28 protein-coding genes and 1 tRNA gene are annotated in these 26693 nt (G+C 71.8%); 17 read left to right on the plus strand and 12 right to left on the minus strand.

All coding sequences use genetic code 11. From position 1 onward, the window contains the following. Positions 1-10 precede the first annotated feature (10 nt). Positions 11-874, plus strand: coding sequence for an HpcH/HpaI aldolase/citrate lyase family protein (locus tag IEQ44_RS14075; protein WP_193639105.1), 864 nt, complete (start codon positions 11-13; stop codon positions 872-874). A gap of 81 nt (positions 875-955) precedes the next feature. Here IEQ44_RS14075 and IEQ44_RS14080 read toward each other — a convergent pair whose 3' ends face one another. Then, positions 956-2461, minus strand: coding sequence for a hypothetical protein (locus tag IEQ44_RS14080; RefSeq protein ID WP_193639106.1), 1506 nt, complete (start codon positions 2459-2461; stop codon positions 956-958). A 215-nt stretch (positions 2462-2676) separates the two neighbouring features. Here IEQ44_RS14080 and IEQ44_RS14085 point away from each other — a divergent pair, with 215 nt between their 5' ends. The 5 genes from IEQ44_RS14085 (at position 2677) to IEQ44_RS14105 (ending at position 6222) form a co-directional block, all read left to right on the plus strand. Beyond that, on the plus strand, positions 2677-2820 hold the full coding sequence (locus IEQ44_RS14085) for a hypothetical protein (RefSeq protein ID WP_193639107.1): 144 nt from the start codon (positions 2677-2679) through the stop codon (positions 2818-2820). 137 nt (positions 2821-2957) lie between these two features. Continuing rightward, positions 2958-3881: a hypothetical protein gene (locus IEQ44_RS14090; RefSeq protein ID WP_193639108.1), complete on the plus strand. Its 924-nt coding sequence runs from the start codon at positions 2958-2960 to the stop codon at positions 3879-3881. A 3-nt stretch (positions 3882-3884) separates the two neighbouring features. Beyond that, positions 3885-5165 carry a methyltransferase gene (locus IEQ44_RS14095; RefSeq protein ID WP_193639109.1) on the plus strand — a complete coding sequence of 427 codons (1281 nt, stop codon included), beginning with the start codon at positions 3885-3887 and terminating at the stop codon, positions 5163-5165. After that, complete coding sequence (locus IEQ44_RS14100) at positions 5162-5785, plus strand: TetR/AcrR family transcriptional regulator (protein WP_193639110.1); 624 nt, start codon at positions 5162-5164, stop codon at positions 5783-5785. The genes IEQ44_RS14095 and IEQ44_RS14100 overlap by 4 nt, the downstream gene beginning before the upstream one ends. Positions 5786-5817: 32 nt before the next feature. Then, a complete protein-coding gene (locus IEQ44_RS14105) occupies positions 5818-6222 on the plus strand; it encodes a hypothetical protein (RefSeq protein WP_193639111.1) in 405 nt (134 codons plus the stop codon). Positions 6223-6224: 2 nt separating this feature from the next. Here the strand turns inward: IEQ44_RS14105 and IEQ44_RS14110 are convergent, their stop codons facing one another. Next, positions 6225-6611: a hypothetical protein gene (locus tag IEQ44_RS14110; protein ID WP_193639112.1), complete on the minus strand. Its 387-nt coding sequence runs from the start codon at positions 6609-6611 to the stop codon at positions 6225-6227. Positions 6612-6731: 120 nt separating this feature from the next. Here IEQ44_RS14110 and IEQ44_RS14115 point away from each other — a divergent pair, with 120 nt between their 5' ends. The 8 genes from IEQ44_RS14115 to IEQ44_RS14150 all read left to right on the plus strand — a co-directional run bounded on the left by IEQ44_RS14115 (position 6732) and on the right by IEQ44_RS14150 (position 15698). Next, on the plus strand, positions 6732-10280 hold the full coding sequence (locus tag IEQ44_RS14115) for a (Fe-S)-binding protein (RefSeq protein WP_193639113.1): 3549 nt from the start codon (positions 6732-6734) through the stop codon (positions 10278-10280). Between the two features lie 248 nt (positions 10281-10528). Continuing rightward, complete coding sequence (locus IEQ44_RS14120; RefSeq protein WP_193639114.1) at positions 10529-11068, plus strand: alternate-type signal peptide domain-containing protein; 540 nt, start codon at positions 10529-10531, stop codon at positions 11066-11068. A 50-nt stretch (positions 11069-11118) separates the two neighbouring features. Continuing rightward, entirely contained in the window at positions 11119-11709 is a 591-nt protein-coding gene (locus IEQ44_RS14125; protein WP_193639115.1) for a signal peptidase I, read from the plus strand. Then, entirely contained in the window at positions 11706-12533 is an 828-nt protein-coding gene (locus tag IEQ44_RS14130) for a hypothetical protein (protein ID WP_193639116.1), read from the plus strand. Before IEQ44_RS14125 ends, IEQ44_RS14130 begins: the two co-directional genes overlap by 4 nt. Positions 12534-12547: 14 nt before the next feature. Then, positions 12548-13276 carry a SipW-dependent-type signal peptide-containing protein gene (locus IEQ44_RS14135; protein ID WP_319804687.1) on the plus strand — a complete coding sequence of 243 codons (729 nt, stop codon included), beginning with the start codon at positions 12548-12550 and terminating at the stop codon, positions 13274-13276. Continuing rightward, entirely contained in the window at positions 13273-14730 is a 1458-nt protein-coding gene (locus tag IEQ44_RS14140; protein WP_193639118.1) for a signal peptidase I, read from the plus strand. The genes IEQ44_RS14135 and IEQ44_RS14140 overlap by 4 nt, the downstream gene beginning before the upstream one ends. A gap of 162 nt (positions 14731-14892) precedes the next feature. Continuing rightward, positions 14893-15276, plus strand: coding sequence for a hypothetical protein (locus IEQ44_RS14145; protein WP_193639119.1), 384 nt, complete (start codon positions 14893-14895; stop codon positions 15274-15276). A gap of 128 nt (positions 15277-15404) precedes the next feature. Then, positions 15405-15698 carry a YiaA/YiaB family inner membrane protein gene (locus IEQ44_RS14150; RefSeq protein WP_193639120.1) on the plus strand — a complete coding sequence of 98 codons (294 nt, stop codon included), beginning with the start codon at positions 15405-15407 and terminating at the stop codon, positions 15696-15698. Position 15699: 1 nt separating this feature from the next. Here the strand turns inward: IEQ44_RS14150 and IEQ44_RS14155 are convergent, their stop codons facing one another. The 6 genes from IEQ44_RS14155 to dcd form a co-directional block, all read right to left on the minus strand. After that, the gene (locus tag IEQ44_RS14155; protein ID WP_193639121.1) at positions 15700-16635 is read right to left on the minus strand and encodes a siderophore-interacting protein; all 936 of its coding nucleotides are present in this window, start codon (positions 16633-16635) and stop codon (positions 15700-15702) included. Continuing rightward, the gene (locus tag IEQ44_RS14160) at positions 16632-17510 is read right to left on the minus strand and encodes an ABC transporter ATP-binding protein (protein WP_193639122.1); all 879 of its coding nucleotides are present in this window, start codon (positions 17508-17510) and stop codon (positions 16632-16634) included. Before IEQ44_RS14160 ends, IEQ44_RS14155 begins: the two co-directional genes overlap by 4 nt. Continuing rightward, positions 17507-18547, minus strand: a complete 1041-nt coding sequence (locus IEQ44_RS14165; protein ID WP_319804688.1) for a FecCD family ABC transporter permease — start codon at positions 18545-18547, stop codon at positions 17507-17509. Before IEQ44_RS14165 ends, IEQ44_RS14160 begins: the two co-directional genes overlap by 4 nt. A gap of 20 nt (positions 18548-18567) precedes the next feature. Continuing rightward, on the minus strand, positions 18568-19614 hold the full coding sequence (locus IEQ44_RS14170) for a FecCD family ABC transporter permease (protein ID WP_193639123.1): 1047 nt from the start codon (positions 19612-19614) through the stop codon (positions 18568-18570). Beyond that, complete coding sequence (locus IEQ44_RS14175) at positions 19614-20642, minus strand: iron-siderophore ABC transporter substrate-binding protein (RefSeq protein ID WP_193639124.1); 1029 nt, start codon at positions 20640-20642, stop codon at positions 19614-19616. The genes IEQ44_RS14170 and IEQ44_RS14175 overlap by 1 nt, the downstream gene beginning before the upstream one ends. A gap of 152 nt (positions 20643-20794) precedes the next feature. Continuing rightward, positions 20795-21373: a dCTP deaminase gene (dcd, locus tag IEQ44_RS14180; RefSeq protein WP_193639125.1), complete on the minus strand. Its 579-nt coding sequence runs from the start codon at positions 21371-21373 to the stop codon at positions 20795-20797. A gap of 110 nt (positions 21374-21483) precedes the next feature. Here dcd and IEQ44_RS14185 point away from each other — a divergent pair, with 110 nt between their 5' ends. Further along, positions 21484-22245, plus strand: coding sequence for an SGNH/GDSL hydrolase family protein (locus tag IEQ44_RS14185; protein WP_193639126.1), 762 nt, complete (start codon positions 21484-21486; stop codon positions 22243-22245). A gap of 32 nt (positions 22246-22277) precedes the next feature. Next, a tRNA-Gly gene (locus IEQ44_RS14190) sits at positions 22278-22350 on the plus strand. A gap of 70 nt (positions 22351-22420) precedes the next feature. On the opposite strand, the gene IEQ44_RS14195 is transcribed toward IEQ44_RS14190, so the two are convergent. Continuing rightward, positions 22421-23725 carry a hypothetical protein gene (locus IEQ44_RS14195; RefSeq protein WP_193639127.1) on the minus strand — a complete coding sequence of 435 codons (1305 nt, stop codon included), beginning with the start codon at positions 23723-23725 and terminating at the stop codon, positions 22421-22423. Beyond that, positions 23722-24285 carry an RNA polymerase sigma factor gene (locus IEQ44_RS14200; protein ID WP_193639128.1) on the minus strand — a complete coding sequence of 188 codons (564 nt, stop codon included), beginning with the start codon at positions 24283-24285 and terminating at the stop codon, positions 23722-23724. The genes IEQ44_RS14195 and IEQ44_RS14200 overlap by 4 nt, the downstream gene beginning before the upstream one ends. Positions 24286-24368: 83 nt before the next feature. Here IEQ44_RS14200 and IEQ44_RS14205 point away from each other — a divergent pair, with 83 nt between their 5' ends. After that, positions 24369-25007, plus strand: coding sequence for a DUF2461 domain-containing protein (locus IEQ44_RS14205; protein ID WP_193639129.1), 639 nt, complete (start codon positions 24369-24371; stop codon positions 25005-25007). Positions 25008-25017: 10 nt separating this feature from the next. Here the strand turns inward: IEQ44_RS14205 and IEQ44_RS14210 are convergent, their stop codons facing one another. Next, on the minus strand, positions 25018-25476 hold the full coding sequence (locus IEQ44_RS14210; protein ID WP_193639130.1) for an RrF2 family transcriptional regulator: 459 nt from the start codon (positions 25474-25476) through the stop codon (positions 25018-25020). Between the two features lie 59 nt (positions 25477-25535). Then, positions 25536-26441 carry a sulfite exporter TauE/SafE family protein gene (locus IEQ44_RS14215; protein ID WP_193639131.1) on the minus strand — a complete coding sequence of 302 codons (906 nt, stop codon included), beginning with the start codon at positions 26439-26441 and terminating at the stop codon, positions 25536-25538. Positions 26442-26693 lie beyond the last annotated feature (252 nt).

A 26693-nucleotide genomic window follows, 5' to 3' on the forward strand; every position in this document is an offset into this window, starting at 1 on the left:
GACACCCGAGATGACTGAGTTCACCCCCCTGCGGTCCGTCCTCTACATGCCCTCCTCCAACGAGCGGGCGCTGGAGAAGGCCAAGACCATCGCCTGTGACGGCCTGATCCTGGACCTCGAGGACGCCGTCGCCCCCGACGCCAAGGTGGAGGCCCGCGGCAAGGCCGTGGCCGCCGTCGAGTCCGGCGAGTACGGTCGCCGCACCGTGACCATCCGCGTCAACGGCATCGGCACCCAGTGGCACGACGACGACATCGCCGCCGCCTCGAAGGCCGGCCCCGCTGCGATCGTCGTGCCGAAGGTCAACTCCGCCGAGGAGGTGCGCCAGCTCGTCGCCGCCATGGAGGCAGCCGGCGCCCCGGCCAACACCAAGCTCTGGGCCATGGTCGAGACTCCGGTCGCGATCCTCAACTGCCTGGAGATCGCCACCGCCTCCGACCGCCTGGGCGCCTTCGTGCTCGGCACCAACGACCTGGTCAAGGAGCTCTACGCCGAGCACGTGCCCGGCCGCGCGCCGATCCTCCCGTCGCTGCACACCGCGCTCCTCGCGGGGCGAGCCGCCGGCATCGCCGTGATCGACGGCGTCTACAACGACGTCAAGAACACCGAGGGCTTCCTCGCCGAGTGCGAGCAGGGGCGCCAGATGGGCTTCGACGGCAAGACCCTGATCCACCCCGGCCAGGTGGAGGGCGCCAACGAGGCGTTCGCCCCCTCCGCCGACGCGGTCGAGGACGCCCGTGGCCTGATCGAGGCGTTCGAGTCCTCCGACGGCGGCGTGGTCACCTACAAGAACAAGATGGTCGAGAACCTGCACGTCGAGTCGGCGCGCCGGACCCTCTCGATCCACGAGGCGATCACCGCCCTCGAGGGCTGACACCTCCCCGCGACGCACGCCACCACGCACGAGGCCCCCGGGACGTCCCGGGGGCCTCGTGCGTGAGGGCTCAGTGCATCCTCAGCGGCGGGTGATCCACGCGCCCTTCGCGGGGCGCGCCGCACGCTTGCCGCCACGGTCGGCACGTCGGCCCGGCTGCGGAGCCGGCGCGGCATAGGTGTCGGGGAGCCGGGCCGGGGCCTCCTCGGCGCGCTCCGCGATCACTGCCAGCGCCTGGGCGACGGTCGCCATGTCCTGCTGGGGGTCCTGGTGCGCCTGCACGGCCGGCACCTCCGGCGCGGGCGCAGGTGCGGGCGCCGGAGGGGCCTCCCGCGTGGGGACGCGCGGCGCCACCCCCTGGCTGGGCACCCGCACGCCCGGTGCGGTCGCCGTCGCCGTCGTACGCCCGGGAGCCGAGGCACTGAGCCGTTCGAGCGGCGACATGGTCTGGGTGGAGGCCCGCTCGTCCTGCGCCGGCGAGCGGTCCCCGCGGGAGGGCAGGGGCGCGAGGGGGGTGGACTCCAGCCGCGGCGGACCGACGTACGCCGGCTCGCGGCCGGCACGCGACCTGCGGTCCTCGCGCGCCGGCCGCTGGGGGCTCTCAGGACGCCCAGGGCGTTCGGCGGCCGGGGCAGCGCCGCGTGCTGGCGTGCGGGGTGCTGGCGTGCGGGGCGCTGGCGTGCGGGGGGCCGAGACGCTGCGAGCGGGGGCAGCGCGGCGCCGCGAGCGCTGCGGCGTGGCAGCAGGGCTGGCCGAGCGGACGGGGCTGGCGGAGCCGGCCGTGACGCTACGGGCCCGCATCACCGCGCCGCCGACCAGGGCAGCGAGGACCAAGGCGTACAGGCCCCAGGGCCCCACGGTCGTGCGGGCCTCGACCGGCGCGAAGAGGTCGCCCACCACCACCTGGCCGACGACGGTGTGCTCACCCTGCGCAAAGGTGCCGAGGTCCAGGGGGATGGAGAAGGTGACCGAGTCACCGGGCTCGATGACGGGCACCCCGGAGTCGACGATCGCGACGGGTTCGTCGTCGCCGTCACGCCAGGAGAGGTCGAGGGCGGGCTGGGCGGCCGAGACACCGGCGTTGCGCAGCACCAGCTCCAGAGTCGGCTCAGGCGACAGGCCGAACCAGTGGCCGATGCCACCGCTGCCCTGGAGCGTCGCGGAGTCGACGACGACCTCGGGCGCCTTGGGCTTCTTGAGCACCGGATAGCCCAGGAGATCGATCCGGGCCGTGTGGGGCGGACCCTCGAGTCCGTCGACGACCACGGTGCAGGGGCACGGTCCGGCCGGTTCTCCCACGGCCAGGGCCTGGTTGAGCGTGCCGTCGGCCGCCACGACCGCGTCGACTCCTTGGGCGCAGGCCAGGCGACCCGAAGCGTCGGCCGCGCCGCAGACAGCGACCGTGACCGCCTCCCCGGGGGCGAAGCCGCGGGCAGTGACCTGGACCTGGTCGCCCACCCGGAGGCTGCTGCTGCTCAGCGTCACCTCGGGGTCTTCGGCCCAGCTCGCCGCGGGCGCCAGCAGCAGCGCCACGACGGCGGCCAGTGCCGCGACGACGGCGTGACGCAGGCGTGCGTGTTCCCTCATGTGTCTGTCCTCCCAGGCACGAGGCTGACACTCGTCGGGGGGCGGGGTCAACGCCGCCTCGGTGCGCTGAGCGCAGACTCCACGCCCCACTTGACCGATATGCGGTACGAAAGAAGTCTGAGAATTCTTGGTTTCAAGCCCAGAAGCCCCGGGGAGTCTTGGGGTCAAGCGCGAACGGCCTCGTTCGCAATGTGACCTCCAAGGAGGAAACCACCATGGTCGCACTGGGTCTCATCCTGCTCATCCTGGGCCTTGTCCTCAGCATGCCGGTCCTGACCACGATCGGTCTCATCCTGATCGTCGTCGGCCTCATCCTGAACTTCGTCCCGATCGGCGGCAGCGCCCGCCGAGTCTGGTAACTGCTCCAGGACTCCCCCCGAGACAGGAGGGCCGCACCCGTCGGGTGCGGCCCTCCTGTCGTGTCCGGGGCATTGCTCAGGCCCTTCGCCCCACGCACCTCTTGCTTGAGCGTGTGTTTGAAACATATGCTCAAACCATGAACCTGCCAACGTACCCCTCGCCGAGCCCCGACTCTGAGCCCTCCGGAGCGGCGGACGACCTGCCCACGACCCGCGCCCGGATCGGGCTCATGCTGGGCGCGGTCGTGCCCGTCGCCCTCGTCGCGACCGTGCTGGCCGGGGCGATCGGTCGCCTCGACACCGCGCTCTTCTTCGTGGGCGTGCCGGCGCTGCTGGCTCTCGTCGTCGGGCTGGCGCCGGTGCGCGACTCCTCGGGCCAGCTCTTCCAGGCCGTGACCGTGGCCCTGCTGTTGGTCTCCGCCTTCCTTCACGAGGGGGCGCTGTGCGTCCTGATCGTCAGCCCTCTCGTCTACGGGGTCGCCTTCGCCATCCACGGCGCCGTGAGGCTGGCGCGAAGGCGACGCACGCGCTGGTCGTTGGCCGGCGTGCTGGTCGTTCTGGCCCTCGAGGGAGCCGTGCCCGGCCTGCGCGTGAGCCCCGAGCACGACGTCAGCGCCGACCGGGTGGTTGCCGCCGACTGCGGCGACTTCCTGGCGGCGCTGGAGCGCGGCCCCCAGATCGACGCCCAGGACGACCGGGGCTGGCTGCTGCGACTGGCCCAGTACCCCACCCCCACCTCCGCGACGGGCGACGGGCTGGCCGTGGGCGACACCTGGAGCCTGGCCATGCCGGCGGGCGGCATCGAGACCGTCGTCAGCGACCGCGAGACCACCGAGCGCGGCGGGCGCCTCGCCTTCGACGTCACCGCCGACGACGCCCGGACCACCCGTTGGGTCACCCTGCGCGAGGGCACGCTGACTTGGGAGCAGACCGACGAGGGCTGCGTGGCGGAGATGGAGGTCGTCTACGAACGCGACCTCGACCCGGCCTTCTGGTTCGGCCCCGTCAGCGAGCTCTTCATGGGCGCCGGCACCGCCGCCTTCCTCGCCAGCCTGGACTGAACCATGGACCCCGTCGACGCCACCAGCGCCTCCCCCGCCCTCGTGCGCAACCTCGTCCTGGCCGTCGCGCTGCTCGCCACCGCGGGCGCCGCGGCGTGGCGCGCCCACCGCGGCGACCTCGCGGGGCGTACGCCCGCAGCTGCGCTCGCGACGCTGGCTGTGGGCGTGACGGTGCTCGCCGTCGAGCAGGCGACCGACCTGTGGCGCTTCCGCGAGGCTCCCACCACCGTGGCCGGCATGCCCCTCGAGGTCTCGCTCGGCTGGGCTCTGCTGTGGGGCGCGGTGCCGACCCTGCTGGGCGGACCGGTGTGGGCGTGGCTGGCCGGCTTCGCCTGGGTCGACCTGGTGGCCATGCCGCTGATGACCCCGCTCGTCGAGCTCGACGACGGCTGGTTGGTCGGCGAGGCGCTGCTGCTCGTGACCGCCGCGACGCCCGGCCTGCTGCTGGGCCGCGCCACCGTCGAGCGCCGGTGGCTGCCGCTGCGGGTCACGCTCCAGGCCACCCTCTTCACCGGACTCTTCGGCTGGCTCCTGCCCCACCTGGCGCTGGCGGCCGACGGCCTCGGCTGGCACGACGTGGTCGACCACTCCTACCCGGTGCGCGCGCTGCTGCTGACGGCGGCGGTCGGGTTCGCGGTGCCCGCGCTGGCCGCCGTGACCGAGCTCCACCGCGCCGGCGGCACCCCGTTTCCGTGGGACCCGCCGACCCGGCTGGTCACCACCGGTCCCTACGCCTACCTCGCCAACCCGATGCAGGTGGGCGCCTCAGGACTGCTCGCACTGCTGGCCCTGGCGTCGGGCTCGCGGACGCTGGGAGTGGGAGTGCTCTTCGCCGTCGGTTTCGCGGTGGTGCTGGCGGAGCACCACGAGCGCCTCACCCTCAGCCGCCGCTGGTCTGCGTACGCCTCCTACCGCCGGCACGTGCGCGGCTGGCTGCCACGCTGGCGACCCCACGTGCCGAGCCCCGCGACGCTCTGGGTCAGCGAGACCTGTCCCCTCTGCTCCGCGACCGGCGCCGTGGTGGACACGCTGCGACCGACGGGCCTCGTCCGGCGTCCGGCCGAGCAGGCGCCCCGAGCGCTGCGCCGGATGCACTGGGAGGACGCCACCTCGAGCTCGTCGGGCATCGGCGCCTTCGCCCGCGCTCTGGAGCACTCCACGCTGCCACTCGCCTGGTTGGGCTGGTGGATGAGGCTGCCCGGCGTGGCCCGGGTGCTACAACTCATAGGAGACGCGGTGGGCCTGGGCCCCCGCACCCTGTCGAGCACCCCGGGAGAACGATGAGCACCGAGGAGACCAAGGTCGCCCTGATGGAGGCGGCCGTGAGGGTCACCGCCACGTCCGGCACCAAGGCGCTCACCGCCCGCGGCATCGCCGGCGAGGCCGGCGTCAACCAGGCGCTCGTCTACTACCACTTCGACGGGGTCGACGGGCTGCTGCAAGCGGCTTATGAGCGGGCCACGACCTCGATGATCGCCGACTACCTGGGCGACCTGACCTCCGTCTCCTCGTTCGAGGAGCTCTACCGCGTGGGAGCCACCATGGCGGAGCGCGCCCGTGAGGACGGTTCCGCGGCGGTGCTCAGCACCATCATCGCCGGGGCCTACACCAACGACGCGATGGCCGCCATGCTGCACGAGAACATGGAGCGCTGGAACGCCGCCGTCTCCGCGGCCATCGGCCAGGTCCTGCGGCTGCGCAAACTGGAGGGCGCCCTCGACGTCGAGGCGCTCACGGCGTCGCTGACCGCCTCCACCATCGGCATGATGACGCTCGGCTCGGTGCCGGGCCAGCCGCTGGGAGACCCGATCGCTGCCGTACGCGGCCTCCCGCCGCTGCTGGACCGCGCCATGAGGCTGGTGCCCGCCCCGCTGGCAAGGAAGATCTTCGGTTTCTTCGGGTGATTCCCGGGCCGCGCCTGGGTAGTGGTCCTCTCATGGACACTCAGGAGATCGTCTGGATCGTCGTCGCCGTCGTCGTGGTGCTCGCCCTCGTCGGGCTCGTCGCATGGCTGGCGAAGCGCAAGAAGGCCGAGCGTGAGGAGATGAAGCGCCGCGAGCGCGCCGAGCGGGCCAACGAGCTGCGGCAGCAGGCCGACCGCCAGGCGGAGGTGCTGCCCGACGCCGAGCTGCGGGCCAAGGAGGAGCAGGTCAGGGCGGAGAAGCTGCGCCGCGAGGCGGAGCGTGCTGAGGAGCGCGCCCAGCACGCCGAGACCGACTACCTCCAGCAGGCCGCCCGGCACGAGGACCGGGTGCGCGAGGCCGACCGACTCGACCCCGACGCCGGCACCCACCCCGACACCGGCCAGCAGGGCGAGACCGGCGGCACGCACCGGGCCTGACGTCAGACGGCGTCGAACTCGCGCAGGGCGCCGCTCGTGACGTACGCCTCGACGGGCGCGTCGAGCTCGACGCGCCACCCGCCGGCACCGGGCTCGCCCTCGGTCACTCGTACGGCCCGGCAGGCCAGCGGCAGCGAGTGCACCAACAGGTAGGTCGCGGCCACCTCGGCACCCGAGGTGCCGAAGGGGTGCAACGCGTGACCCGTGGCCGGGTCGACGTCGACGGTGCGCTCGAGCGGCAGCCCGATCTTCACCTCGGCGGCCGGGAGCTCAGTGGCTCCCCCCTGGGCGGCCCTCTCCATCATCGACACGGCCAGTTGGGCGGCCTGAAGGGTGAGCTCGCGGGGGCGCTGGGGGCGGGACGGGTCCGCTCCGGGAGACGTGTTCATGGGGACATCATGTCGCCGCAGGTTACCGATCGGTAGTATCCATCTCACGCGTCACCCCGTGTCTCCCAGCGCACCCTCGCCTAGGCTTCGGTGCGTCACGCCTGAACGAGGAGCTCCCCCATGCAGATCGCAGCGATCGTCATCTCACTGGCCTTCACGGTCGTGGGCGTCGCCATCACCGCGCTGGCCGTCAAGCGCATGCTCGGCGTCATCAAGATCGGCCAGCCGGCCGTCGGCCGGAGCGGCAACCCCGTCGGACGCACCCTCACCATGCTCAAGGAGACGGTGCTCCACACGCGCATGCTCCAGTGGACGTGGGTGGGCATCCTGCACTGGTTCGCCTTCGCGGCGTTCATCGTGCTGGCCACGGCCGTCGGCGGAGCGTACGGACAGCTCTTCGACCCCTACTTCGCGCTGCCGATCTTCGGCCACTGGCCGCCCTACACCTGGATCGCGGAGTTCCTCGGCCTGCTCGGCACGCTCGCGATCCTGCCGCTCCTGATCTACCGCCTGAAGAACCGCCCCTCGGCCAAGGGCCGCCGCAGCCGTTTCTTCGGCTCCACCCAGTGGCAGGCCTACTTCGTCGAGGCCATGGTCATCCTGGAGTCGTCGGCCATCCTCTTCATCCGCGGCGCGGAGTACAAGCTCTTCAACATGGACACCGACAAGGCGGTCGGTGCCTGGGAGTTTCCGGTCTCGCAGCTCTTCTCGCACCTCTACCCCGAGAACGAGACCGCGCTGAAGAACATCATCTTCACCATCGCGATGATCAAGATCGTCTCCGCGATGATCTGGCTGATGGTGATCTCCTCCAACCTCACCATGGGTGTCGCCTGGCACCGCTTCACTGCTTGGTTCAACATCTGGTTCAAGCGCGAGGACGACGGTTCGGTCGCGCTCGGCGCGATGAAGCCCCTGCTGGTCGACGGCAAGCCGTTCACCATGGAGGCCCTCGAGGAGATGGACGAGGAGACCACCTTCGGCGTCGGCAAGGTCGAGGACTTCTCCTGGAAGGGCATCCTCGACTTCACCTCCTGCACCGAGTGCGGCCGCTGCCAGTCGCAGTGCCCCGCCTGGAACACCGAGAAGCCCCTCTCCCCCAAGCTGCTGGTCATGGGTCTGCGTGAGCACGCCTACGCCAAGGCCCCCTACCTGAACGCCGGCGGCGAGGGCTCCGAGGCCGCCACCGCGCTGCTCGAGAAGGACCCGGCCCTGGCCGGCGTCGTCAACCGCTCGCTCATCGGCAAGGGCGACCAGGACGCGGCCACCGGCGAGGGCACCGAGGTGCTCGACTGGTTCTACAACCCCGAGGGTGGCGACTACGTCATCGACGAGGACGTGCTCTGGTCCTGCACCAACTGCGGCGCCTGCGTGCAGCAGTGCCCCGTCGACATCGAGCACGTCGACCACATCAACGACATGCGTCGCTACCAGATGCTGGTGGAGTCCAACTTCCCCGCCGAGCTCAACCAGCTCTTCAAGGGCCTGGAGGGCAAGGGCAACCCCTGGAACATGTCGCCCAACGCCCGCCTCGACTGGGCCAAGGACCTCGACTTCGAGGTGCCCGTCGTCGGCGACACCATCGAGTCGCTCGAAGAGGTCGACTGGCTCTTCTGGGTCGGCTGCGCCGGCGCCTACGAGGACCGCGCCAAGAAGACCACCCGTGCGGTGGCCGAGCTGCTCGACATCGCCGGCATCTCCTTCGGCGTCCTGGGCAACGGCGAGACCTGCACCGGTGACTCCGCCCGTCGCGCCGGCAACGAGATGCTCTTCCAGTCGCTGGCCGAGCAAAACGTCGAGACGTTCAAGGAGTACAAGGTCAAGAAGGTCGTCTCGACCTGCGCCCACTGCTTCAACACGCTCAAGAACGAGTACAAGGAGTTCGGGATCGAGCTGGAGGTCATCCACCACACCCAGCTCCTGAACCGCCTCGTCCGCGAGGGCAAGCTGACCCCGGTCAAGGAGGGCAAGGGCGCCGCGAAGCGCTCCATCACCTACCACGACCCCTGCTTCCTGGGTCGCCACAACAAGGTCTACGAGCCGCCGCGTGAGCTGCTCCAGATCCTTCCCGGCGCCGAGTACGTCGAGATGGAGCGCGCCGAGGAGCGCTCGTTCTGCTGCGGCGCCGGCGGTGCCCGCATGTGGATGGAGGAGAACCTCGGTTCGCGCATCAACGTCAACCGCACCCAGGAGGCCGTGGCCACCGGAGCCGACCAGATCGCCGTCGGCTGCCCCTTCTGCCGCGTGATGCTGGCCGACGGCCTCACCGCCGAGCAGGCCGCCGGACGCGCCGACGAGGCCGTCGAGGTGCTCGACGTCGCGCAGATGCTGCTGGCCTCCGTGAAGGGCGAGCAGGCCACCCGCGCCGTCCGCGGCTCCGCCAAGGAGGCGGCCACCGCCGGCGCCACCGCCACGGCGAAGGCCAAGGGCGACGAGGAGGTCAAGGACGAGCCGGAGGTCGGCGACGTCACCCAGACCGAGAACACCGTCACCGACCCCGCCGACGTGGGCGCCAACGCCAAGGCGTCGGGCGAGGCCGCCGGCGGATCGCTCTTCGACACCCCGGCGCCCGCCGAGGCCGAGAAGCCCGCCGCGTCGGGCGGGTCGCTCTTCGACACCCCGGCTCCGACGGAGGCCAAGCAGGAGAAACCGGCCGACACCTCCGGCGGGTCGCTCTTCGACGTCGCGCCGACCGAGGAGAAGGCTGCGCCCGAGGCGAAGGCCGAGCCGGCTGCCGACCTGGGGTCTGGCTCGCTCTTCGACGTCGCACCCACCCAGGAGGCTCCCGCGGAGAAGTCGGCCCCGACTGCTCCGGCGCCCGAGGCTCCGAAGGCCGAGGCGGCTCCGACTGAGGCCGCCCCGGCACAGGACCTCAGCGCCGGCGGGTCGCTCTTCGACATCGCTGCCCCGGCGGAGGAGGCTCCGGCGAAGCAGGCCACTCCGGCCGAGGCTCCGGAGGCCAAGGCAGCTCCGGCCGAGGCTGCTCCGGCAGCCCCGGCTGCCAGCAGCGGGACGGCGAGCGCACCGCGTACGGACGTCGACATCAGCGCCGGCGGATCGCTCTTCGACATCGAGGCCCCCGAGGGCGCCGTCACCGCCGAGCCGGGCGCCACCCCGGCCCCGGCCGCACCCACGGAGGCTCCGGCCGCCGAGGAGGCACCCGCCGAGCAGACCCCGGAGGAGGCGCCCGCCCCCGAGGCCGAGGCAGCTCCGGCTCCCGAGGCCACTCCGGCCCCGGCCGCCCCGGCCGCCCCGGCAACCCCGGCCGCCCCGGTGGCCAGCAGCGGGACGGCGAGCACGCCGCGTACGGACGTCGACATCAACGCCAGCGGATCGCTCTTCGACATCGAGGCCCCCGAGGGCGCCGTCACCGTCGAGCCGGGCTCCGCGCCGGCCCCGACGCCGGCAGCACCCGTCGAGACCGCCGTCGAGGAGACCCCGGTCGCGGAGGCGCCCACCGAGGAAGCTTTCGCCGCGGACGCCCCGACAGAGGAGGCACCTGCGACCGAGACGCCGGCTGAGGCGGAGCCGGTGGCTGCCGCCGAGGAGGCGCCAGCCACCCCCGCGGCGCCGACCGCGCCGGCTGCCGACGTCCAGGTCAGCGGCGAGGCACACACGCCGCGCACCGACGCCGACATCCACGGCGCGGAGAGCCTGTTCGACCTGTAGGCACCTGGGTCACGAGGCCGCCGTCACCCCGTTGGGGGTGGCGGCGGCCTCGTCGTTTCGTGGACTGCGCCAACTCGAATCGGACGCCGCTCGACGAAGATCCTCCGGCGTGACTGTGATATCGGGCGCAGTTCTCCAGAATCCCTATGGGCCATGCACAAAACGACATACCCTAAATGGGCGAGGGGTACGTACTCCTCGCGGTGATCGATGGTCGATCATTCACCACTACGCGGGAGATGAAGAACATGAACAAGTCCACCAAGGGCGCAATCGCCGCCGGAGCCGCAGCCGTCCTCCTGATGGGTGGCGCCGGCACGCTGGCTTACTGGAACGCCGAGGGCTCCATCGCCGGTGGCGCCATCGAGGCCGGCACCCTGGCCCTCGACCCGGTCACCGACCCGGCCGCCACCTGGAGGCTGAACGGCACCACCGTCACCGGCAACAACCTCTCGTCCGTCCGCATCGTCCCGGGTGACACCCTCACCTACACCGGCGCGTGGACGATCGACGCGACCGGCGACAACCTGCAGGCCGACGTCTCCTTCAGCGGTCTCGAGGCGGACGGGAGCCTTGCTGCCAAGCTCACCGTCAACGACACGTACACGCTCGAGGGCGATCCCCTGACCGCTGGCGCCGAGATCACCGAAGCCAACGACGGCGACGTGCTCGGCGCCACCGTCGTGGTCAACTTCCCGTTCGGCACCGCTGTCGACAACGACTCGCAGGGGATGACCCTCAACCTTGCCGCCGGCAAGGTCACGCTGACGCAGACCGACGCCCCGTGACGCCTACCTGACCCCGGCATCGACCATCGCCCCAGGAGGGGTTCCGAGGCATGACGACGACCACGACCGACCGAAAGCGCTTCGCGGCGCTGCGGTGGGTCGGCCAGGTGATCGCCTGGGTCGTCATCCTCGGGGCCACCTCCGCGATCGTGGTGGCGGTGCTGATCCCGAGGATCGCGGGCGCGACGCCCTACACGATCCTCACCAGCTCGATGGAGCCGAACTACCCCCCGGGCACCCTGGTGGTGGTCAAGCCGACACCGGTCGAGGAGATCGGAGTGGGCACGGTCATCACCTACCAGCTCGAGTCGGGCCGCCGGGCCACCGTGACGCACCGCGTCACCTCGGTCGGATACCGGGCCGACGGCGAGCGGGTCTTCACCACCCGCGGCGACGCCAACGACAGTGACGACGCGGAGCCGGTCATCCCGGTCCAGATCCGAGGCACTCTCTGGTACGCGGTGCCCAAGCTGGGCTGGATGAGCAACGCACTGGAGCAGGAGCAGCGCAACACGGCGGTCTACGTCGTAGCCGGCGGACTGGGGGCGTACGCCCTCTGGATGTTCGGCAGTGCACTGCGCGACCGGACGCGACGCAGGGACGGACGCAGGGACGACACGACGAAGGAGCAAGGATCATGAGGCACACCGTCAGGCGGCTCGCCGCACTGACGCTTGCCGCCGTGATCCTGCTGCCCACGTCAGCCCTGGCCTCCGACGACGCCCCGGCGCACGCGCTGGGACTGAGCTCGGCTCCCCAGGGCCCTTGGACGGCCAACCTCACCGACCCGCTCTTCTCCCCCGCCGCGCGCTGGGTGCCCGGCGACGCCGAGACCGCGGGCTTCTGGGCGCGCAACCAGTCGGCCGACGAGACCGAGCTCCGGGTCCAGCTGACGCCGCAGGTCGACGACCCGGCGACGTACGACCACCTCCACCTCCGCGTCCGCGCCGACGGCGGCGCGTGGGAACCCTTCGACACCGCCTGGAGCACGCCGCACGCGCTGGCGCCGGGAGAGCGTACGCACGTTGAGATCAGGGCGACGTTGCCGCGCTCCTCCACCAATGCCTCACAAGGGCTCGGGTTCTCGTTCAGTGTGGGGGCGCTCCTGGCGTCCACGGACTCCGGTGACGACCGTCCGCCGACGCCGACGCCGTCGCCGACCCAGAGCCCCGACCCGACTCCGGCCCCGAGCAGTGGACCTCCGGTGACGACGCCCGGCTCCGACGACGCCCTGGCTCCCCTCCCGGGCCCCAGCGCACCATCGAGGACGCCCGGTACGCCCGACGGGACACCGACCCCTTCCCCGGACCCTGACGCTGCCCCGGACGCGGCACGCCCGTTCGAGGACGGCATCGACCAGGTGTTCTGGCTCCCGGGGTTGTTCGCCACCCTGGCGGCCGCCTTCTGGCTGGTCATGCTTGTCCGCCGGCGCCATGATGAAACCGAAGAAGCTGATCTGGGATGAGAGACGACGTGACCGTGCCTGAGACCGTGACCCCCACGAGGCGTACGCCGCTGCGCACCGCGTGGCGTTGGCTCGCGTCGGTCCAGGTGCGTCTGCTGCTCTCCCTGGGTCTCGTCCTCGGCTTCGCCGCCGTCGGCACGAGCGCCTACTGGGCCGACAACGCCACCTTCACCACCGGAACGATCGCGGCCGGCCGCCTCGACCTGCAGCTGGGTGGTCGGGACCCCGCGACCGGCCAGGTCGTCTGGTCGGCCGTCGGCCTCAACGAGAACTGGAACTACTCGGTGATGCAGCTCGACAACGTCTCCCCCGGTGAGTCGGTCGCAATGGAGCTGCACATCCGCAACGTCGGCTCCACGCCCTTGACGTTCACCGGCGTCGGCACCTCGACCACGAACTCGTTCTGGTCAGGCGGCGAGGGCTTTCTCGTCGCGAAGACCATGCTCGGAGGCGTGGCCTCCAACACCGGCACCCGCGAGGCCGTGAACCGCACCGGCACCTGCACCGGCGGGACGATGTGGTGGGGCGAGAACACCGCGACGCTGTGGACGGGGAACCCCCACCAGCTCTCGACCACCCCCCGCGTGGTCACCCCCGGCAATGCACCTGTCGCTCTGGCCCCCAACCAGGAGATCCAAGTCTGCATCCTGGCGGGCCTCGACCTCGACGCGCCCAACAGCATCCAAAGTGCGTCGACGACCGTGCAGGTCGCCCTCGAGGCGAAGCAGATCGGCGCGCCGTGATCCCCCCGCAGCTGACTCGGGGGATCTCCGTGGCCGGCAACGCCGTGCTGTGGGTGACGGCCCTCCTCGGCGCGATCTCCCTGGTCCTCGGCATCGCAACGATCGCCGCCGGGGTGCAACCCCTGATCTTCCGCTCGAGCTCGATGGCTCCCGCCATCGAGGCCGGCGCGCTCGGGCTGGCCCGCACCGTCGACGCCGGCGAGGTGAAGGTCGGCGACATCGTCACCGTCATCAGCGCAGAAGGCGTCCGGGTCACCCACCGCGTCGTGGAGATCGACGAGGGCGCAGGTGAGCAGGTCAGCCTTACGCTCAAAGGCGACTCCAACGCCGGCCCCGACGACGAGGCCTACCTGGTGACCGAGGTCGACCGGGTCTTCTTCGACGTGCCCTACCTCGGCTACCTGGCCAACTGGATGGCCAGCCCCTGGGCGATGTTCGCCGCGGGCATCATCGTCGCGCTCCTGCTCGCCAGCCTGTGGAGCAGGCGATCGCGGCGCGATGACGCCCCGGACACTCCGCGATCCGGGTCCAGTGCGGCCGCCACCGCCGCGTCCGGTGCTGCGATCGTCGCCGCCGTCGGACTGGCCACGGCGTCGTTGGCGCCCGTGCCCATGACCGAGGCCTACTTCAGTGACCCGGGGATGTTCGAGGCCGGCGTCATCCAGGGCCACCAGGTGCGCATCTTCGACCTCGCCGACACCAACCAGTGCGTGCAGTCGGGCGCCGACATCGTCGTCAACGCCAAGGTGGCCTCTCCCCGATATCGCATGCTCTGGTACCGGACGCCGGTGGACGGCCCGATCACCGGTTCCCCGATCAAGACGGTCTCGCCGACGGGCGCGGCCAACGATCCGGTGGCGATCACCTTCACCAAGGCGGAGGTCTCGAGCACCCAGGCGGCCTACAACCTCGTGGGGATCTCGCAACTCAAGGGCAGCGCGACCACGCCGTGGCGCTCGGCCCAGGAGCGCCGAGTGGGCGTGCTGGTCACGGCGACCGGCATCCAGTGCGGCACGACGAACCTGCCGCCCAGCGTGACGTTCACCGCGCCGGAGGACGGTGACATCTACCTCTCCCCCGAACTGGCTTCCGCAGACGCCATCTTGTCCTGCGGCCGCAGCACTCCGTGTGGCACCGCCACTGACGCCAACGGCATCTACCGGGTCGAGTACCGCCTGCAACGCGTCAACTGGTTCGGCACCCAGTGCTGGAACCCCGGAACCTCGGGAATCTCCGACGGCTACAGCTTCTTCGGCTGTGGCACGTGGCGGCCCGCAGACACGACTCCATCCACCCCCACCGCCAGCACGAGTCCGGTCGTGTGGCGAGTGCCGGAAGGCATCATCAGTGACGCCTTCACCCTTTCCGGTTCATACACCCTCTACCTGCGCGTGACCGACAACGCGAGCCCGCGGGCAGTGACCGAGCGCACCATCCGGTTCACCATCCGCTGACGCTTTCGCGCACAGTTCCGTTGAACCACCGGCCAGGGCACCTCCCCAGCATCCCGACGCTCCACAGACCGTCACCGAGGGCAGTCGGCTCACGCCGGACGTGGCGAGACTCTCGCCCATGGACGTCCTCCTCACCTCCAGCGGTCAGCACCCCCGTCGGGGATGGCTGCCCGTCACCCGGGGCGCTTTGCGGCGCTCCACCTCCGGCTGGCGGACCCGGTCCACCTGGCCCACGCAGCCGCCGCCCGGCGTCGCGGCGCTCCTCGCCTCCCCCGCGTCCTCGCGCTGGCCGACGGCCGGTCCGAGTCGCCGTGGGAGACGGTGATCCGGGAGTTCCACCGGGTGGTGGAGGCCCCAGGGTGGGTCCGCCGCGGATACACCTCGCGCGACCTGTTGCGCGACACGCGCGACCTGCTGGCCGACGTGGACCGCACGCTGGGGCGTACGCACGCGCCTCGGCGCCTCGACGCGTGGCACGCAGTGGTGCGTACGTCAGCACTCACTGCCGCTGGCCGCTCCCGGTTGGCCGGGCGATTGTGCAGATGATGCGAAGACCACGGCCCGCGGACGCATCCTGCGCACAGTTGCGCGTGCCCGACCGCGTAGCGGCACCCGGGTGGGTTGAGTACGCACACCCATTCCGCCGCATTTCTCTGCCCGACAGGCTGGGAGGCATGGACAAGAACACCCCCGCCACCGCCAAGAACACCCAGGCCTTCTACGTGCAGTCGGTCATCGCCTTCTCCGTCGCTCTGCTCGGCATCGCGTGGGCCGTCGTCTTCCTGCCGCTCGACCCGTGGGCGCGCGCCTTCCTCGCGATGACGTCTCTCTTCCTGGTCTCCTCGACCTTCACGCTCGCCAAGGTGGTGCGCGACAACCAGGAGAACCAGGCCGTGCACCACCGCATCGACCAGGCCCGCATCGACCGCCTGCTCGCCGAGCACGACCCCTTCAAGCAGGTCGCCTGAGTCAGGACTTCATGGCCACACCCCGGCGCCAGTAGCCCATGAAGGCCACCTGACCGCGGGCCAGCCCCCGCTCCTTGACCAGGAAACGACGCAGGCTGGTGACGACCCCGGCCTCGCCGGCGATCCAGGCGTAGAGGTCGGCGCGGTCGGCGACCCCGACCACGTCCTCGCCCGACGACGACCACGTCGGCGTCTCCCACAGGTCGGCGTCGACCTCCTCGGGCTCGGCGAGCACCACGGCCTGGCCGTCGACGTATGCGGTGACCGCGGCGGTCAGCGCCTCCCCGTGCGTACGCTGCTCGCGCGCCACCCAGGTCACCTCGACGCCGGCGGGGGCACGGACACCCAGGACGTCGTCGGCGTGCGGCACCTCCATGAACGCTGCGCCCCGGGCGGCGGCGGGCAACTGCTCGAGGATCGCGCAGATCGCGGGCACGGCGGTCTCGTCACCCACCAGCAGCAGGTCGGCCCCGAGCGGCGGGACGAACTCGACGCCGCCGAAGGGGACGCCACGCCGGGGCAGCAGCACCACGGCCCGGTCGCCGACCTGCGCCGCGGCCGCCCATCGCTCGCCCGGTCCGCCGTCGCCGCCGTGCACGACCACGTCGACGACCACCCGGGTGTCGGCACCGGTGCCGCGCAGCTCACGCACGGTGTAGGTGCGCATGTGGCCGCGCTCGGCCTCGGGACGGTCCATCCAGGTGGTCAGCCACGTCGGGTCGGCCGCCGACACGTCGGTGATGCCGCCGTCGGCGTGGGGCACCACGAGCTTGAAGCGCTGGTCAAACCAGGGCTGCTCAGGGGTGGGCTGGCCGACGTCGGCCAACGCAGGGCCGGCGAGCTCGAGACGCACGAAGCTGGAGGAGAGGCGCTCGACGCGCGCCACCTCGACCTCGGTCAGCACCATGGGCAGCGTGGGGGCGTCGGTCACGGTCATCGGTCCTCCTGGGTGGGTGGTGCCGGCGTGCCGAGGGGGCGACGTCGGGTGGTGGCGGGCACCACGAGGGGCGTCCCGGTCACGGGGTCGGGCACGACGCAGGCCTGCAGCCCGAAGACGTCGTGCACCAGCTCCTCGGTGACCACCTCGCGCGGGTCACCGGCGGCGACGACGCGGCCGTCCTTCATGGCGACGAGGTGGTCGGCGTAGCGGGCGGCGAGGTTGAGCTCGTGGAGCACCATCACCACCGTGGTGCCGCGGGCGGCGTTGAGGTCGGCGAGCACGTCGAGCAGCTCCACCTGGTGGGCCAGGTCGAGGAAGGTGGTCGGCTCGTCGAGCAGCAGCAGGTCGGTGCGCTGGGCCAGCACCATCGCCACCCACACCCGCTGACGCTGGCCTCCGGAGAGCTCGTCGACCGGGCGCTGCGCCAGGTCGAGGGTGCCGGTGAGGGTGAGCGCCTCCGCGACGGCGCGGTCGTCCTCGTCACTCCACCGCCGCACCAGCCCGCGGTGCGGGTGGCGGCCCCGGGCCACCAGGTCGACGACGGTGACGCCCTCGGGCGCGATGGCGGTCTGGGGCAGCAGCCCGAGCGTACGCGCGACCTCGCGGGTGGGACGGTCGTGGATGTCGCGGCCGTCGAGCAGCACCGCTCCACCCTCGGCGCGCAGCAGTCGGGCCAGGCCCCGCAGCAGGGTCGACTTGCCGCAGGCGTTGGCGCCGACGACCACGGTGACCCGGCCGTCGGGCACCGCCAGGGTGAGGTCGTCGACGACGCGGCGGCCGTCGTAGCCGAGGCTGACGGCGTCGGCCCGCAGGCGCGACCCGCTCTTCGGGCGGACGGGGCTCGGGTCCGGGGGGTGGCGCAGGGCGGTCATGCCGACCTCCTTCGGGTGCGGCCGGTCGCGACCAGCCAGAGCAGGAAAGGGGCGCCGAGCACACCGGTGACGACACCGACCGGGAAGTTGGTGCCCCCGAGCAGCTCGGCGGCGGCGAAGTCGGCGCCGACCACGACGGCGGCGCCGACGAGCGCGGCGCCGAGCAGGGTCGTACGCCCGCCATTGAGGCGTCGGGCGATCGGCCCGGAGAGGAATGCGACGAAGGCGACCGGGCCGGCCGCGGCCACCCCCACGGCGGCCAGCAGCGTGGCCAGCGCCAGCAGTCCGACCAGACGTGCGGGACGCTCCCCCAGGCTCAGCGCAAGGTCGTCGCCGAGCTCGACCACCCGCATCGCGCGGGCCATGAGCGCCGTGACCGGGAGCAGGAGCGCGAGCACGACCAGCAGGACCCCGATCGTGCTCCAGTCGGCTTGGTTGAGCGAGCCGGTGATCCAGCGCAGCACCAACTGGGCGTCCCACTCGTCGGCGCGGGTGAAGAAGTAGTGGATCACCGAGAGCATCGCGGCCTGCACACCGATGCCGGCGAGCACCAGGCGGTGGGTGGCGTGGTCGCCGGCGACGAACCGGACCAGGCCCGCGGCGCCGAGGGCGCCGACCACCGCGGCCACGGAGACACCCCAGTCGTCGAGGCCGAGGCCCACGATCGCGGCGACCGCGGCGGCGCTCGCGCCCACCGAGACACCGATGACGTCGGGGCTGGCGAGTGGATTGCGCAGCGTGGCCTGGAAGACGGCACCGGCCACGCCGAAGGCCACGCCCACCAGCGCACCCAGCACGGCGCGCGGCAGTTTCACCTCCATCACGATGAAGCTGGCGCCGGGGATCGTGGTGCCCGAGACGATGCGGAAGAAATCGGGCACGGTGACGGTGAAGCCGCCGAGCAGCACGCGGACGACCATCAGCGCGACCACCACGACGGCGAGGCCGACGGCGAGCCGGCGCCGACGGCGTACGGGCACGGCCGCTGCGGCGCGGACCGTCGCGACGGCGTCTTCGGGCTCGACGGCCGTGCTCACCCCAGAGCTCAGCCCTGTGCTCACAGTCCACCCCCGCGGATCCTGCGGACCAGCACCAGGAAGAACGGCAGCCCCACCAGCGCCGCCATCACGCCGACCTGGACCTCCGAGGGCGGCGCGATCACCCGGCCCACGGTGTCGGCGAGCAGCACCAGGACAGCGCCCACGAGCGCCGACCAGAGCAGCAGGACGCCGTGGCGGGGCCCCGTGTACGCCCGCACGACGTGCGGCACGACGAGGCCGACGAAGGCGATGGGTCCGGCCAGGGCGGTCGCGGTGCCGGCCAACAGCACTGCGGCGAGCCCGACGACGGCGCGGTCACGGCGCACCCGCGCCCCCAGGCCGCGGGCCACGTCGTCGCCCAAGGCGAGCGCGTCGAGGAGTCGCGCGCCGGCGAAGGCCAGGACGACCCCGACCGCGAGGAACGGCAACCCGGCGGAGAGGACGGACCAGTCACGGCCGCCGAACGTGCCGACGGACCAGAAGCGGAACGAGGTCATCGCGGCCCGGTCCATGAGCAGGAGTGCGCTGGTCAAGCTGGTCACGGCTGCCGTCACGGCGGCACCGGAGACGGCGATCTTCACCGGGGTGGCGCCGCCCGGACCGACCGCGGCGACCGTGTGCACGAGCAGGCCGGCGGCGGCGGCGCCGAGCAGCGCGGCCCAGACGTAGCCGACGGTCGTGCTGACCCCCAGCACCGAGATCGACACGACCACCGCCAGCGAGGCGCCGGAGTTGATGCCGAGCAGGCCCGGGTCGGCCACCGGGTTGCGGGTCAAGCCCTGGAGCAATGCACCGGCCAGCGCCAACGCCGCGCCGACCGCAGCGCCCAGGGCCGTGCGGTCGAGCCGGGCGGCGGCGATGCCATGGTCGGGGTGGTCCCCCTGCCACAACGCCTCGAGGGCGACGGGCGTCGACCCCACGGTCGCCGACAGCACCGCGGCGCCGGCGAGCGCCGCCAGCACGGCGAAGGGCAGCCACCCCCGGCGCCGGACCGGTGTGGCGACGCGGTCGGCTCCGAGGGTGGGCGTGTCCGGCTCGGCGACCCGGACGGTGTGGACGGTCATCAGCCACCCAGGGCGGCGGCGACCTTGGGCAGGAAGTCGTCGGCGATCACGGGGATCGACAGCGGGGTCGGGTTGGTCACGGCGATGCCGAGCTCCTTGTCGGGCTCCGCGAAGAACTGGCCGGAGGCCAGCGCGGGGATGCGGCCCAGGAGGCGGTTCTCCGCCAGCTTGGCGGTGTCGCCCTCGGTCTCCTCGTAGGTGAGCAGCAGGTCGGACTCGACCGTGCCGGCGCGCTCGGCGGAGACGTCGGCGTAGAACTGACCGTCCGGTACGACCTCGGTCACCCAGTCGGGGGTCACGAGGCCGAACTCCTCCATGATCTCGACGCGCGGGTCCTGGTCACCGTAGATCCCGACCTTGGAGAGGTCGGTCGGCGTGAAGTAGGTGAAGACGAAGCTGGTGCCGTCGACCTCGGGGTGCTCCTCGCGGGCGTCGGCGATGACCTGCTCCGACTCCTCGAGCAGCTCGTCGGCCAGCGCGGGGCGTCCCAACGCGTCGCCGACCATCTCGAGGGAGTCGCGCCACGAGGTCACCCAGGGAGCCTCGGGGTAGGCCACGACCTCGGCGATCTCGGAGAGCTTGTCGTAGTCCTTCTGCGTGATGCCCGAGTTGGTCGCGAGGATCAGGTCGGGCTGCGACTCGGCGATCTCGTCGAAGGGGATGCCGTCGGTGTCGGAGTAGCGGGTCGGCGCCTCGCCGCCCACCTCCTCGAGGCGGGCGTCGAACCAGTCGGACGAGCCGTTGTCGTTGCCGCCCCAGGTGAGCTCGGTGGCCCCCACCGGCACGACGCCGAGGGCGAGCACGTGGTCCTGGTCGGTCCAGCCGACGGTGGCGACGCGCTTCGGCTCCTCCTCGATCGTGGTCTCGCCGAAGGCGTGCTCGATGGTGACGGGGTAGGCGCCGTCCTCGACCTTGCTGGTGGTGGCACCATCGTCAGTGGACGAGGTGTCGGTGGAGCCGGTGGAGCAGGCGGTCAGACCGGCGGCCAGCAGGGCGACGGAGAGCGCGGAGCCAAGACGGCGCTTCATGGTGGTTCCTCGGGCGTTCGAAGGAGCAGGAAGGTTGCTTAGGTAAGGCTAACCTTCTTACTCCTGCGTCTGGCAACACCGAGTGGCCCACGTCACTTCGACGCGGGTGCGGCAGCCACCTCCGGGCCCGGGGCAGCGACCCGGGCGGTCGCTCAGCCGATGTGCGTGCGGTGGAAGTTCGCGTACGACCGCGAGGGCGTCGGGCCGCGCTGGCCCTGGTAGCGCGAGCCGTACTTCTCCGAACCGTACGGGTGCTCGGCGGGCGAGGAGAGCCGGAAGAAGCAGAGCTGACCGATCTTCATGCCCGGGTAGAGCTTGATCGGCAGCGTCGCCACGTTGGCGAGCTCGAGGGTCACGTGACCCGAGAAGCCCGGGTCCACGAAGCCGGCCGTGGCGTGGGTGAGCAGACCCAGGCGGCCCAGCGACGACTTGCCCTCGACCCGCGCCGCGATGTCGTCGGGCAGCGAGCACACCTCGTACGTCGACCCGAGCACGAACTCGCCCGGGTGCAGGATGAACGCCTCGTCGCCCTCCGGCTCGACCATGCGGGTCAGGTCCGACTGGTCGGCCGCCGGGTCGATGTGGGGGTAGCGGTGGTTCTCGAAGACGCGGAAGAAACGGTCCAGCCTGATGTCGATGCTCGAGGGCTGGAGCATCTCGGGGTCCCAGGGGTTGATCCCGATGCGTCCGGCGTCGATCTCGGCGAGGATGTCGCGGTCTGAGAGCAGCACGTTCGCACCCTACCCGCGCGCGAGGACCCACGGTGACGGACCTCACGAGTCAAGAAATCCTGTGCGCGGTGACGTGGCGCCTCCTTGGTGGGCACCCGACAATGGGGCTCATGAGCTTCACGCGCTACGTCGCCCTGGGCGACTCCTTCACCGAGGGCGTCGGCGACGCCGACCCGACCCGCCCCAACGGCCTGCGGGGCTGGGCCGACCGGGTCGCCGAGCACCTGGCCACCCTCGACGACGACTTCCGCTACGCCAACCTCGCCATCCGCGGGCGCAAGCTGCCGGCGATCATCGACGAGCAGGTCGACCCGGCGCTCGCGCTCACCCCAGACCTCATCACCATCCACGGCGGCGGCAACGACGTGCTCCGCCCCAAGGTCGACCTCGACCTCCTGGCCCACCGCTACGAGCAGGCGATCGAGAAGCTCGTGGCGAGTGGAGCGAAGGTCGTCATCTTCACGCTCTTCGACCCGGGGACCTACGGCCTGTACGGCGCGATGCGCGGCCGGATGGCGATCTTCAACGAGTGGGTGCGCGAGATCGCCGACACCCACGACGTGACGCTGGTCGACCAGTGGCGAATGCGTGACGTCGACCTGGCGACCCACCTGGACCCCGACCGGATGCACCTCAACGCGGCCGGCCACCAGTACATGGCGATCCAGGTGCTGGACGCCCTCGGCCTGCCCCACGAGCTGGTCCGCGACGACGTGCCACCCGCCCCGGTGCTGAGCCGCAAGGAGGCGCTCGCCGAGAACGTCCGCTGGACCAAGGAGTTCCTCGGGCCCTGGATCCACCGGCGCCTGACCGGGCGCTCGTCGGGCGACACCGTCTCGCCCAAGCACCCGACGCTGGAGCGGATCGGCTAACATCTCCAGCAGCCGGGGCCGGCCCCGGTGTTGCGGACGTAGCTCAGTTGGTAGAGCGCGACCTTCCCAAGGTCGATGTCGCGAGTTCGAGTCTCGTCGTCCGCTCCGCGCGCAGACGGCGGAAGGTTCGGGTCACCAGGTGACTCGCACCTTCCGCCATCTGCATTTCCTGCGGTCACTGGGCCGCGAGGCGGCCCCAGGAGCGACCGGCATCGCGGGAGACCTCCACGACGCCCACCCCGTCATTGATCACGCTGATCACCACCTCGTCACCCTGCGGCTGGATCGTGATCTCGGGGTCCGAGTCCGCCGAGCGAGCCCGGGTCAGGGTGAGCTCCGACCAGTCCAGGCCGTCGCTGGCGTGGAAGCCCGGTTGTCGTCCGGCGTCATCCAGCCACTCCTCCACGTCGAGCACCAGGGTTCCGTCAGGAGCGACGCCGCCCTGACCGTATGAGGTCGCCGGTCGGCCCTCGACCTCGAAGGTCTCCCACGAGTCGCCGCCGTCCAGGGAACGGTGCACGCGGGCGTACGGGAAGATGGTGAAACCCTCCTCGTTGGTCACCTGTGCTGCGCTCTCCACGAAGGCGAGCACGCCGGGCCGAGCAGACGGCAGCAGCGTGACGGTCTTCCTCACCCCACCGTCGAACGCCTTGGCCTGCCACGTCCGCGCCCCGTCGGAGGACCAGATCACCTTCATGCCCTCGCCTCGCGCCCAGGTCCAGCCGAGCAGGGTGCCGTCGGACTGGGCCATTACCTGGGCGCCGGGGTCAGGGATGGAGAGGGGGCGCGCCACGGCGGTGTCGGGGTCGAGGGCGACGAGACGCCCGCCCCAGGTCTGGGCCCGCACCAATGTCTCGCCGTCCTCCATCGGCCCGGGCACGTCCTCCACCCGCAAGGGTGTGGTGGAGCCGTCGGGCCGTACCACCAGTCCCCCCTCCAGCTGGGAGACATGGAAGGCGTCCCCACCCAGGGCGGTCACCTTCGACTCAAAGTCGGCCCCCGGCACCGGCACGGAGACCGACGTCGCGAAGCCGTCGCGGGTGAGCTTCAACTCCCACTCCCCACCCGGGCAGCGGCGCGGGCACCGCCGCCAGAGGGCAGCGCGTACGTCGTCGTCGCCGGGCGCCACAGCGAGCCGGTACAGCCACGGGTCGGGGCTCGCGGCGGCCTTGTCAGTGCCCTGAGGAGGCACAGGCTCGGGCCTCTCAGGCCCCTCCGGGTCGGTGGGCGAGGTCGTGGGCTTGCTCGTGGGCGAGGTCGCCGGCGGCACGCCCAGGTCGGCAGAGGGTCCACCCACCACCGCCTGCCCCCCGATCACGAGGACCGCCGCGACGAGCGCCGCCGCCCCCGCTCCGGCCGCCCGCCGACGGTGGCGCCGGCGGAGGCCTCGCTCCCGCAGGGACTCGTAGGACGGCGGCCGCACCTCGACCTCGTGCTGTCGCTCGCGCTCCGCACGGAGCAGGTCGTCGAGTCGCGTCATGCGTCTTCCCTCCTCGTGGCCCGGACCGTCGGGGTTGCCCGTGCGGCGTCCACGGGGGCCTCGTCGCCGATGAGTGCTGCGAGTGCCGTACGCCCGCGGCTGAGCCGCGCCTTGACCGTGCCGACCGGCACGCCCAAGGTGCGGGCGACTTCTGTCACCGGCAGGTCGGCGAGGTGGTGCAGGGCGATCGCCTCCCGCTGGGCGGCGGGCAGCTGCCGCAGCGCCGCCACGAGGGTCACGTGGGCGTCGCTGGCTCCCGATCGGTCACCCGGCCGGTCCGCCTGGCGCTCGCGCACCAGGTGCAGCACCTCGCCCCGCCTTCGGCGTCGGTGCCGACTGCGCGCCTGGTTGACCGCGACGGTGCGCAGCCACGCCTCGGGGTTCTCCAGCTCGGCGAAGCGGCGCCCCCGGGCGACGGCACGCACGAACGCCTCCTGGACGACCTCCTCGGCCTCGGTCAGGTCACCGCAGACGCCGTGGAGCTGCACGACGAGCCGACGGTAGGCGCCGTCGAAGAGCTGCGCGACCACGTCGTCCGGCCCGCCGGGTCGTTCCCCCATCACGCTCTCCTCCCGCGCTCGCACCAGCCTGTCAGGGGTACGACTCGCGGCGCGAGGTTTCGGTTGCACGTACGGTGGCTGCCGTGGAGTTCACCGGTTTCCCCGTCGCGGCCCTCGACTTCTACGACGACCTCGAGATGGAGAACACCAAGGCGTTCTGGGAGGCCCACAAGCAGGTCTACCTGGAGTCCGTGCGCCGCCCGATCGAGGCGCTGGCCGCCGCCCTCGCGCCCCAGTTCGGCGCCGCGAAGATCTTCCGGCCCCACCGCGACGTGCGCTTCCGCGCCGACAAGACGCCCTACAAGACCCACCAGGGCATGTTCGTGGCGGTCGCCCCGCGCACGGGCTGGTACTTCGAGATCTCCCCCCGCGGTACGCGCGTGGGCGCCGGCTTCTACGAGGCGAGCGGTCCGCGGCTGGCGGCGGTGCGCGCCGCGATCGACGACGACAAGTCGGGCAAGGCGCTGGCGCGCCTGGTGCGGCGCTACGAGAAGGACGGCTGGGAGATCGGCGGCGACCAGCTGAAGACGGCGCCGCGCGGCTACACCGTCGACCATCCGCGGATCGAGCTGCTGCGCCACAAGCAGCTCTTCGTCGGCCGCCCCTACGGCTTCGAGGCCGACGCGCTGGGCGCGGACCTCGTGGAGCGCGTACGCACGGACTGGGAGGCGCTGCGTCCGCTGCTCACCTGGCTGACGACGCAGCCGAAGCCCGAGGAGTGACGGCGCGACCTCAGTGGGGCTGCCAGGCGTCCTCGTCGGCGGTGCGCGAGGTGACCGCCTCCGGGAGGTCGCCGGCCGACAGCTGGGCGATCGAGACCTGCTCGAAGACGTCACGCAGCGAGTGGCGGGCGGCGATCCACACGTGCTGGAGCACCTCGGCGGAGTCCTTGTACTCCACCGACTCCGGGCGTAGGCCGTAGACCGACACCAACGGTCCGTCGACGGCGCGGATCACGTCGGCCACCGAGACCTCCGAGGCGTCGCGCGCCAGCCGCCAGCCGCCGGACTGGCCCCGCTGGGAGACGACGACCCCGCTCTTGCGCAGGTCGGCGAGGATCGCCTGGAGGAAGCCGTGCGGGATCTCCTGGCGCCGCCCCAGCTCCTCGGCGCTGACCGGACGACCGTCGGTGCTGCGGGCCATCTCGATGAGCGCGCGCAGGGCGTAGTCGGACTTGGCGGAGACGCGCATGGTTCCCAGTCTGTCAGACGCGACGGGGGCGTACGCCCGGAGCGTGGCGGGCGTGTGCCTCACGCGTCGACGAGCTCCCGCACCTCGACCGCGGCGGCCGGCGACCGTCGTACGGCGCGCTCGCGGCGGACCACCCAGACCAGGAGACCGACCCAGACCGCGGCGACGGCCCCCAGCAGCCAGGCCTGGGCCGCGCCCGACGCACCGGCCCAGATCGCCAGCGTGCGGGAGTTGGTGAAGATGATGAGGCCGCCGGCGGCGACCCCCAGGACCCGCGGTGCCATGTGACGCACGAGGTAGGCGGCGATGGGGGCGGCCAGCACTCCACCGACCAGCAGGGCGGCGGTGAAGCGCCACGGGATGGCCTCGGAGTGCATGGCGAAGAGGAAGCCCAGCGACCCACCGACGGCCACGACGAACTCGGTCGTCGACACCGATCCGACGACCTTGCGCGGCTCCAGCCGACCCGACGAGAGCAGCGTCGTGGTGCCGACGGGCCCCCATCCGCCACCCCCGATGGAGTCGAGGGTGCCACCGAAGAGACCCATCGGCACGAGGAAGAACGGCGAGTTGCGCTCCTTGAGGCGCGGGCGGCCGCCCCCGAGCACCAGGAAGCGGAAGAGCACGTAGCCACCGAGCAGCAGCAACAGCGTGGCCACCAACAGTTTGGCGAGCTCGGCGTCCAGGCTGACCAGGAAGACCGCGCCGCAGAACGCCCCGACGAAGCCGGGCACCGCCAGGATGGAGACGGTCCGCCAGTCGGTGTTGCCCATCTTCGCGTGGGAGATGCCCGAGGCCAGGGTGGTGCCGATCTGGGCGAAGTGCACCGATGCCGAGGCGGCTGCAGGGGCGACGCCGACGCCCACCAGCATGGTGGTCGACGTGACGCCGTATCCCATGCCGAGGGAGCCGTCGACGAGCTGCGCGACGAAGCCGAAGACGGCGAGGAGGACCAGGAGGGGCATGGGGCCACGGACTTTCGTGAGCGCCGGCGTCGGCGCGTTGGGCGGGAGGGGGGCGACCTCAGCGGATCGACCAAGTTGGTTCGATCCATAAAGACAACCCAATTACTAAACTTAGGTGCCCAAAAGGGTCTCGTCAAGCACGTGACGCGCGGCGTGGCTCACGTCGCGTCATCAGATGTGGGCAGTTGGGTTGACCCACTTGGAACCCCGGGGCACAATTAAGTTACCGACCGGTAGCCGGGTCGGCCATGA

It is taken from the genome of Nocardioides malaquae, from assembly GCF_015070385.1.
GTDB classification, from domain to species: Bacteria; Actinomycetota; Actinomycetes; order Propionibacteriales; family Nocardioidaceae; genus Nocardioides; species Nocardioides malaquae.

Coding starts and splice junctions, on each gene's coding strand:
- IEQ44_RS14075 (WP_193639105.1), top strand. CDS start 11: ATGACTGAGTTCACCCCCCTGCGGTCCGTCCTCTACATGCCCTCCTCC.
- IEQ44_RS14080 (WP_193639106.1), bottom strand. CDS start 2,461: ATGAGGGAACACGCACGCCTGCGTCACGCCGTCGTCGCGGCACTGGCC.
- IEQ44_RS14085 (WP_193639107.1), top strand. CDS start 2,677: ATGGTCGCACTGGGTCTCATCCTGCTCATCCTGGGCCTTGTCCTCAGC.
- IEQ44_RS14090 (WP_193639108.1), top strand. CDS start 2,958: ATGAACCTGCCAACGTACCCCTCGCCGAGCCCCGACTCTGAGCCCTCC.
- IEQ44_RS14095 (WP_193639109.1), top strand. CDS start 3,885: ATGGACCCCGTCGACGCCACCAGCGCCTCCCCCGCCCTCGTGCGCAAC.
- IEQ44_RS14100 (WP_193639110.1), top strand. CDS start 5,162: ATGAGCACCGAGGAGACCAAGGTCGCCCTGATGGAGGCGGCCGTGAGG.
- IEQ44_RS14105 (WP_193639111.1), top strand. CDS start 5,818: ATGGACACTCAGGAGATCGTCTGGATCGTCGTCGCCGTCGTCGTGGTG.
- IEQ44_RS14110 (WP_193639112.1), bottom strand. CDS start 6,611: ATGAACACGTCTCCCGGAGCGGACCCGTCCCGCCCCCAGCGCCCCCGC.
- IEQ44_RS14115 (WP_193639113.1), top strand. CDS start 6,732: ATGCAGATCGCAGCGATCGTCATCTCACTGGCCTTCACGGTCGTGGGC.
- IEQ44_RS14120 (WP_193639114.1), top strand. CDS start 10,529: ATGAACAAGTCCACCAAGGGCGCAATCGCCGCCGGAGCCGCAGCCGTC.
- IEQ44_RS14125 (WP_193639115.1), top strand. CDS start 11,119: ATGACGACGACCACGACCGACCGAAAGCGCTTCGCGGCGCTGCGGTGG.
- IEQ44_RS14130 (WP_193639116.1), top strand. CDS start 11,706: ATGAGGCACACCGTCAGGCGGCTCGCCGCACTGACGCTTGCCGCCGTG.
- IEQ44_RS14145 (WP_193639119.1), top strand. CDS start 14,893: ATGGCTGCCCGTCACCCGGGGCGCTTTGCGGCGCTCCACCTCCGGCTG.
- IEQ44_RS14150 (WP_193639120.1), top strand. CDS start 15,405: ATGGACAAGAACACCCCCGCCACCGCCAAGAACACCCAGGCCTTCTAC.
- IEQ44_RS14155 (WP_193639121.1), bottom strand. CDS start 16,635: ATGACCGTGACCGACGCCCCCACGCTGCCCATGGTGCTGACCGAGGTC.
- IEQ44_RS14160 (WP_193639122.1), bottom strand. CDS start 17,510: ATGACCGCCCTGCGCCACCCCCCGGACCCGAGCCCCGTCCGCCCGAAG.
- IEQ44_RS14170 (WP_193639123.1), bottom strand. CDS start 19,614: ATGACCGTCCACACCGTCCGGGTCGCCGAGCCGGACACGCCCACCCTC.
- IEQ44_RS14175 (WP_193639124.1), bottom strand. CDS start 20,642: ATGAAGCGCCGTCTTGGCTCCGCGCTCTCCGTCGCCCTGCTGGCCGCC.
- IEQ44_RS14185 (WP_193639126.1), top strand. CDS start 21,484: ATGAGCTTCACGCGCTACGTCGCCCTGGGCGACTCCTTCACCGAGGGC.
- IEQ44_RS14195 (WP_193639127.1), bottom strand. CDS start 23,725: ATGACGCGACTCGACGACCTGCTCCGTGCGGAGCGCGAGCGACAGCAC.
- IEQ44_RS14200 (WP_193639128.1), bottom strand. CDS start 24,285: ATGGGGGAACGACCCGGCGGGCCGGACGACGTGGTCGCGCAGCTCTTC.
- IEQ44_RS14210 (WP_193639130.1), bottom strand. CDS start 25,476: ATGCGCGTCTCCGCCAAGTCCGACTACGCCCTGCGCGCGCTCATCGAG.
- IEQ44_RS14215 (WP_193639131.1), bottom strand. CDS start 26,441: ATGCCCCTCCTGGTCCTCCTCGCCGTCTTCGGCTTCGTCGCGCAGCTC.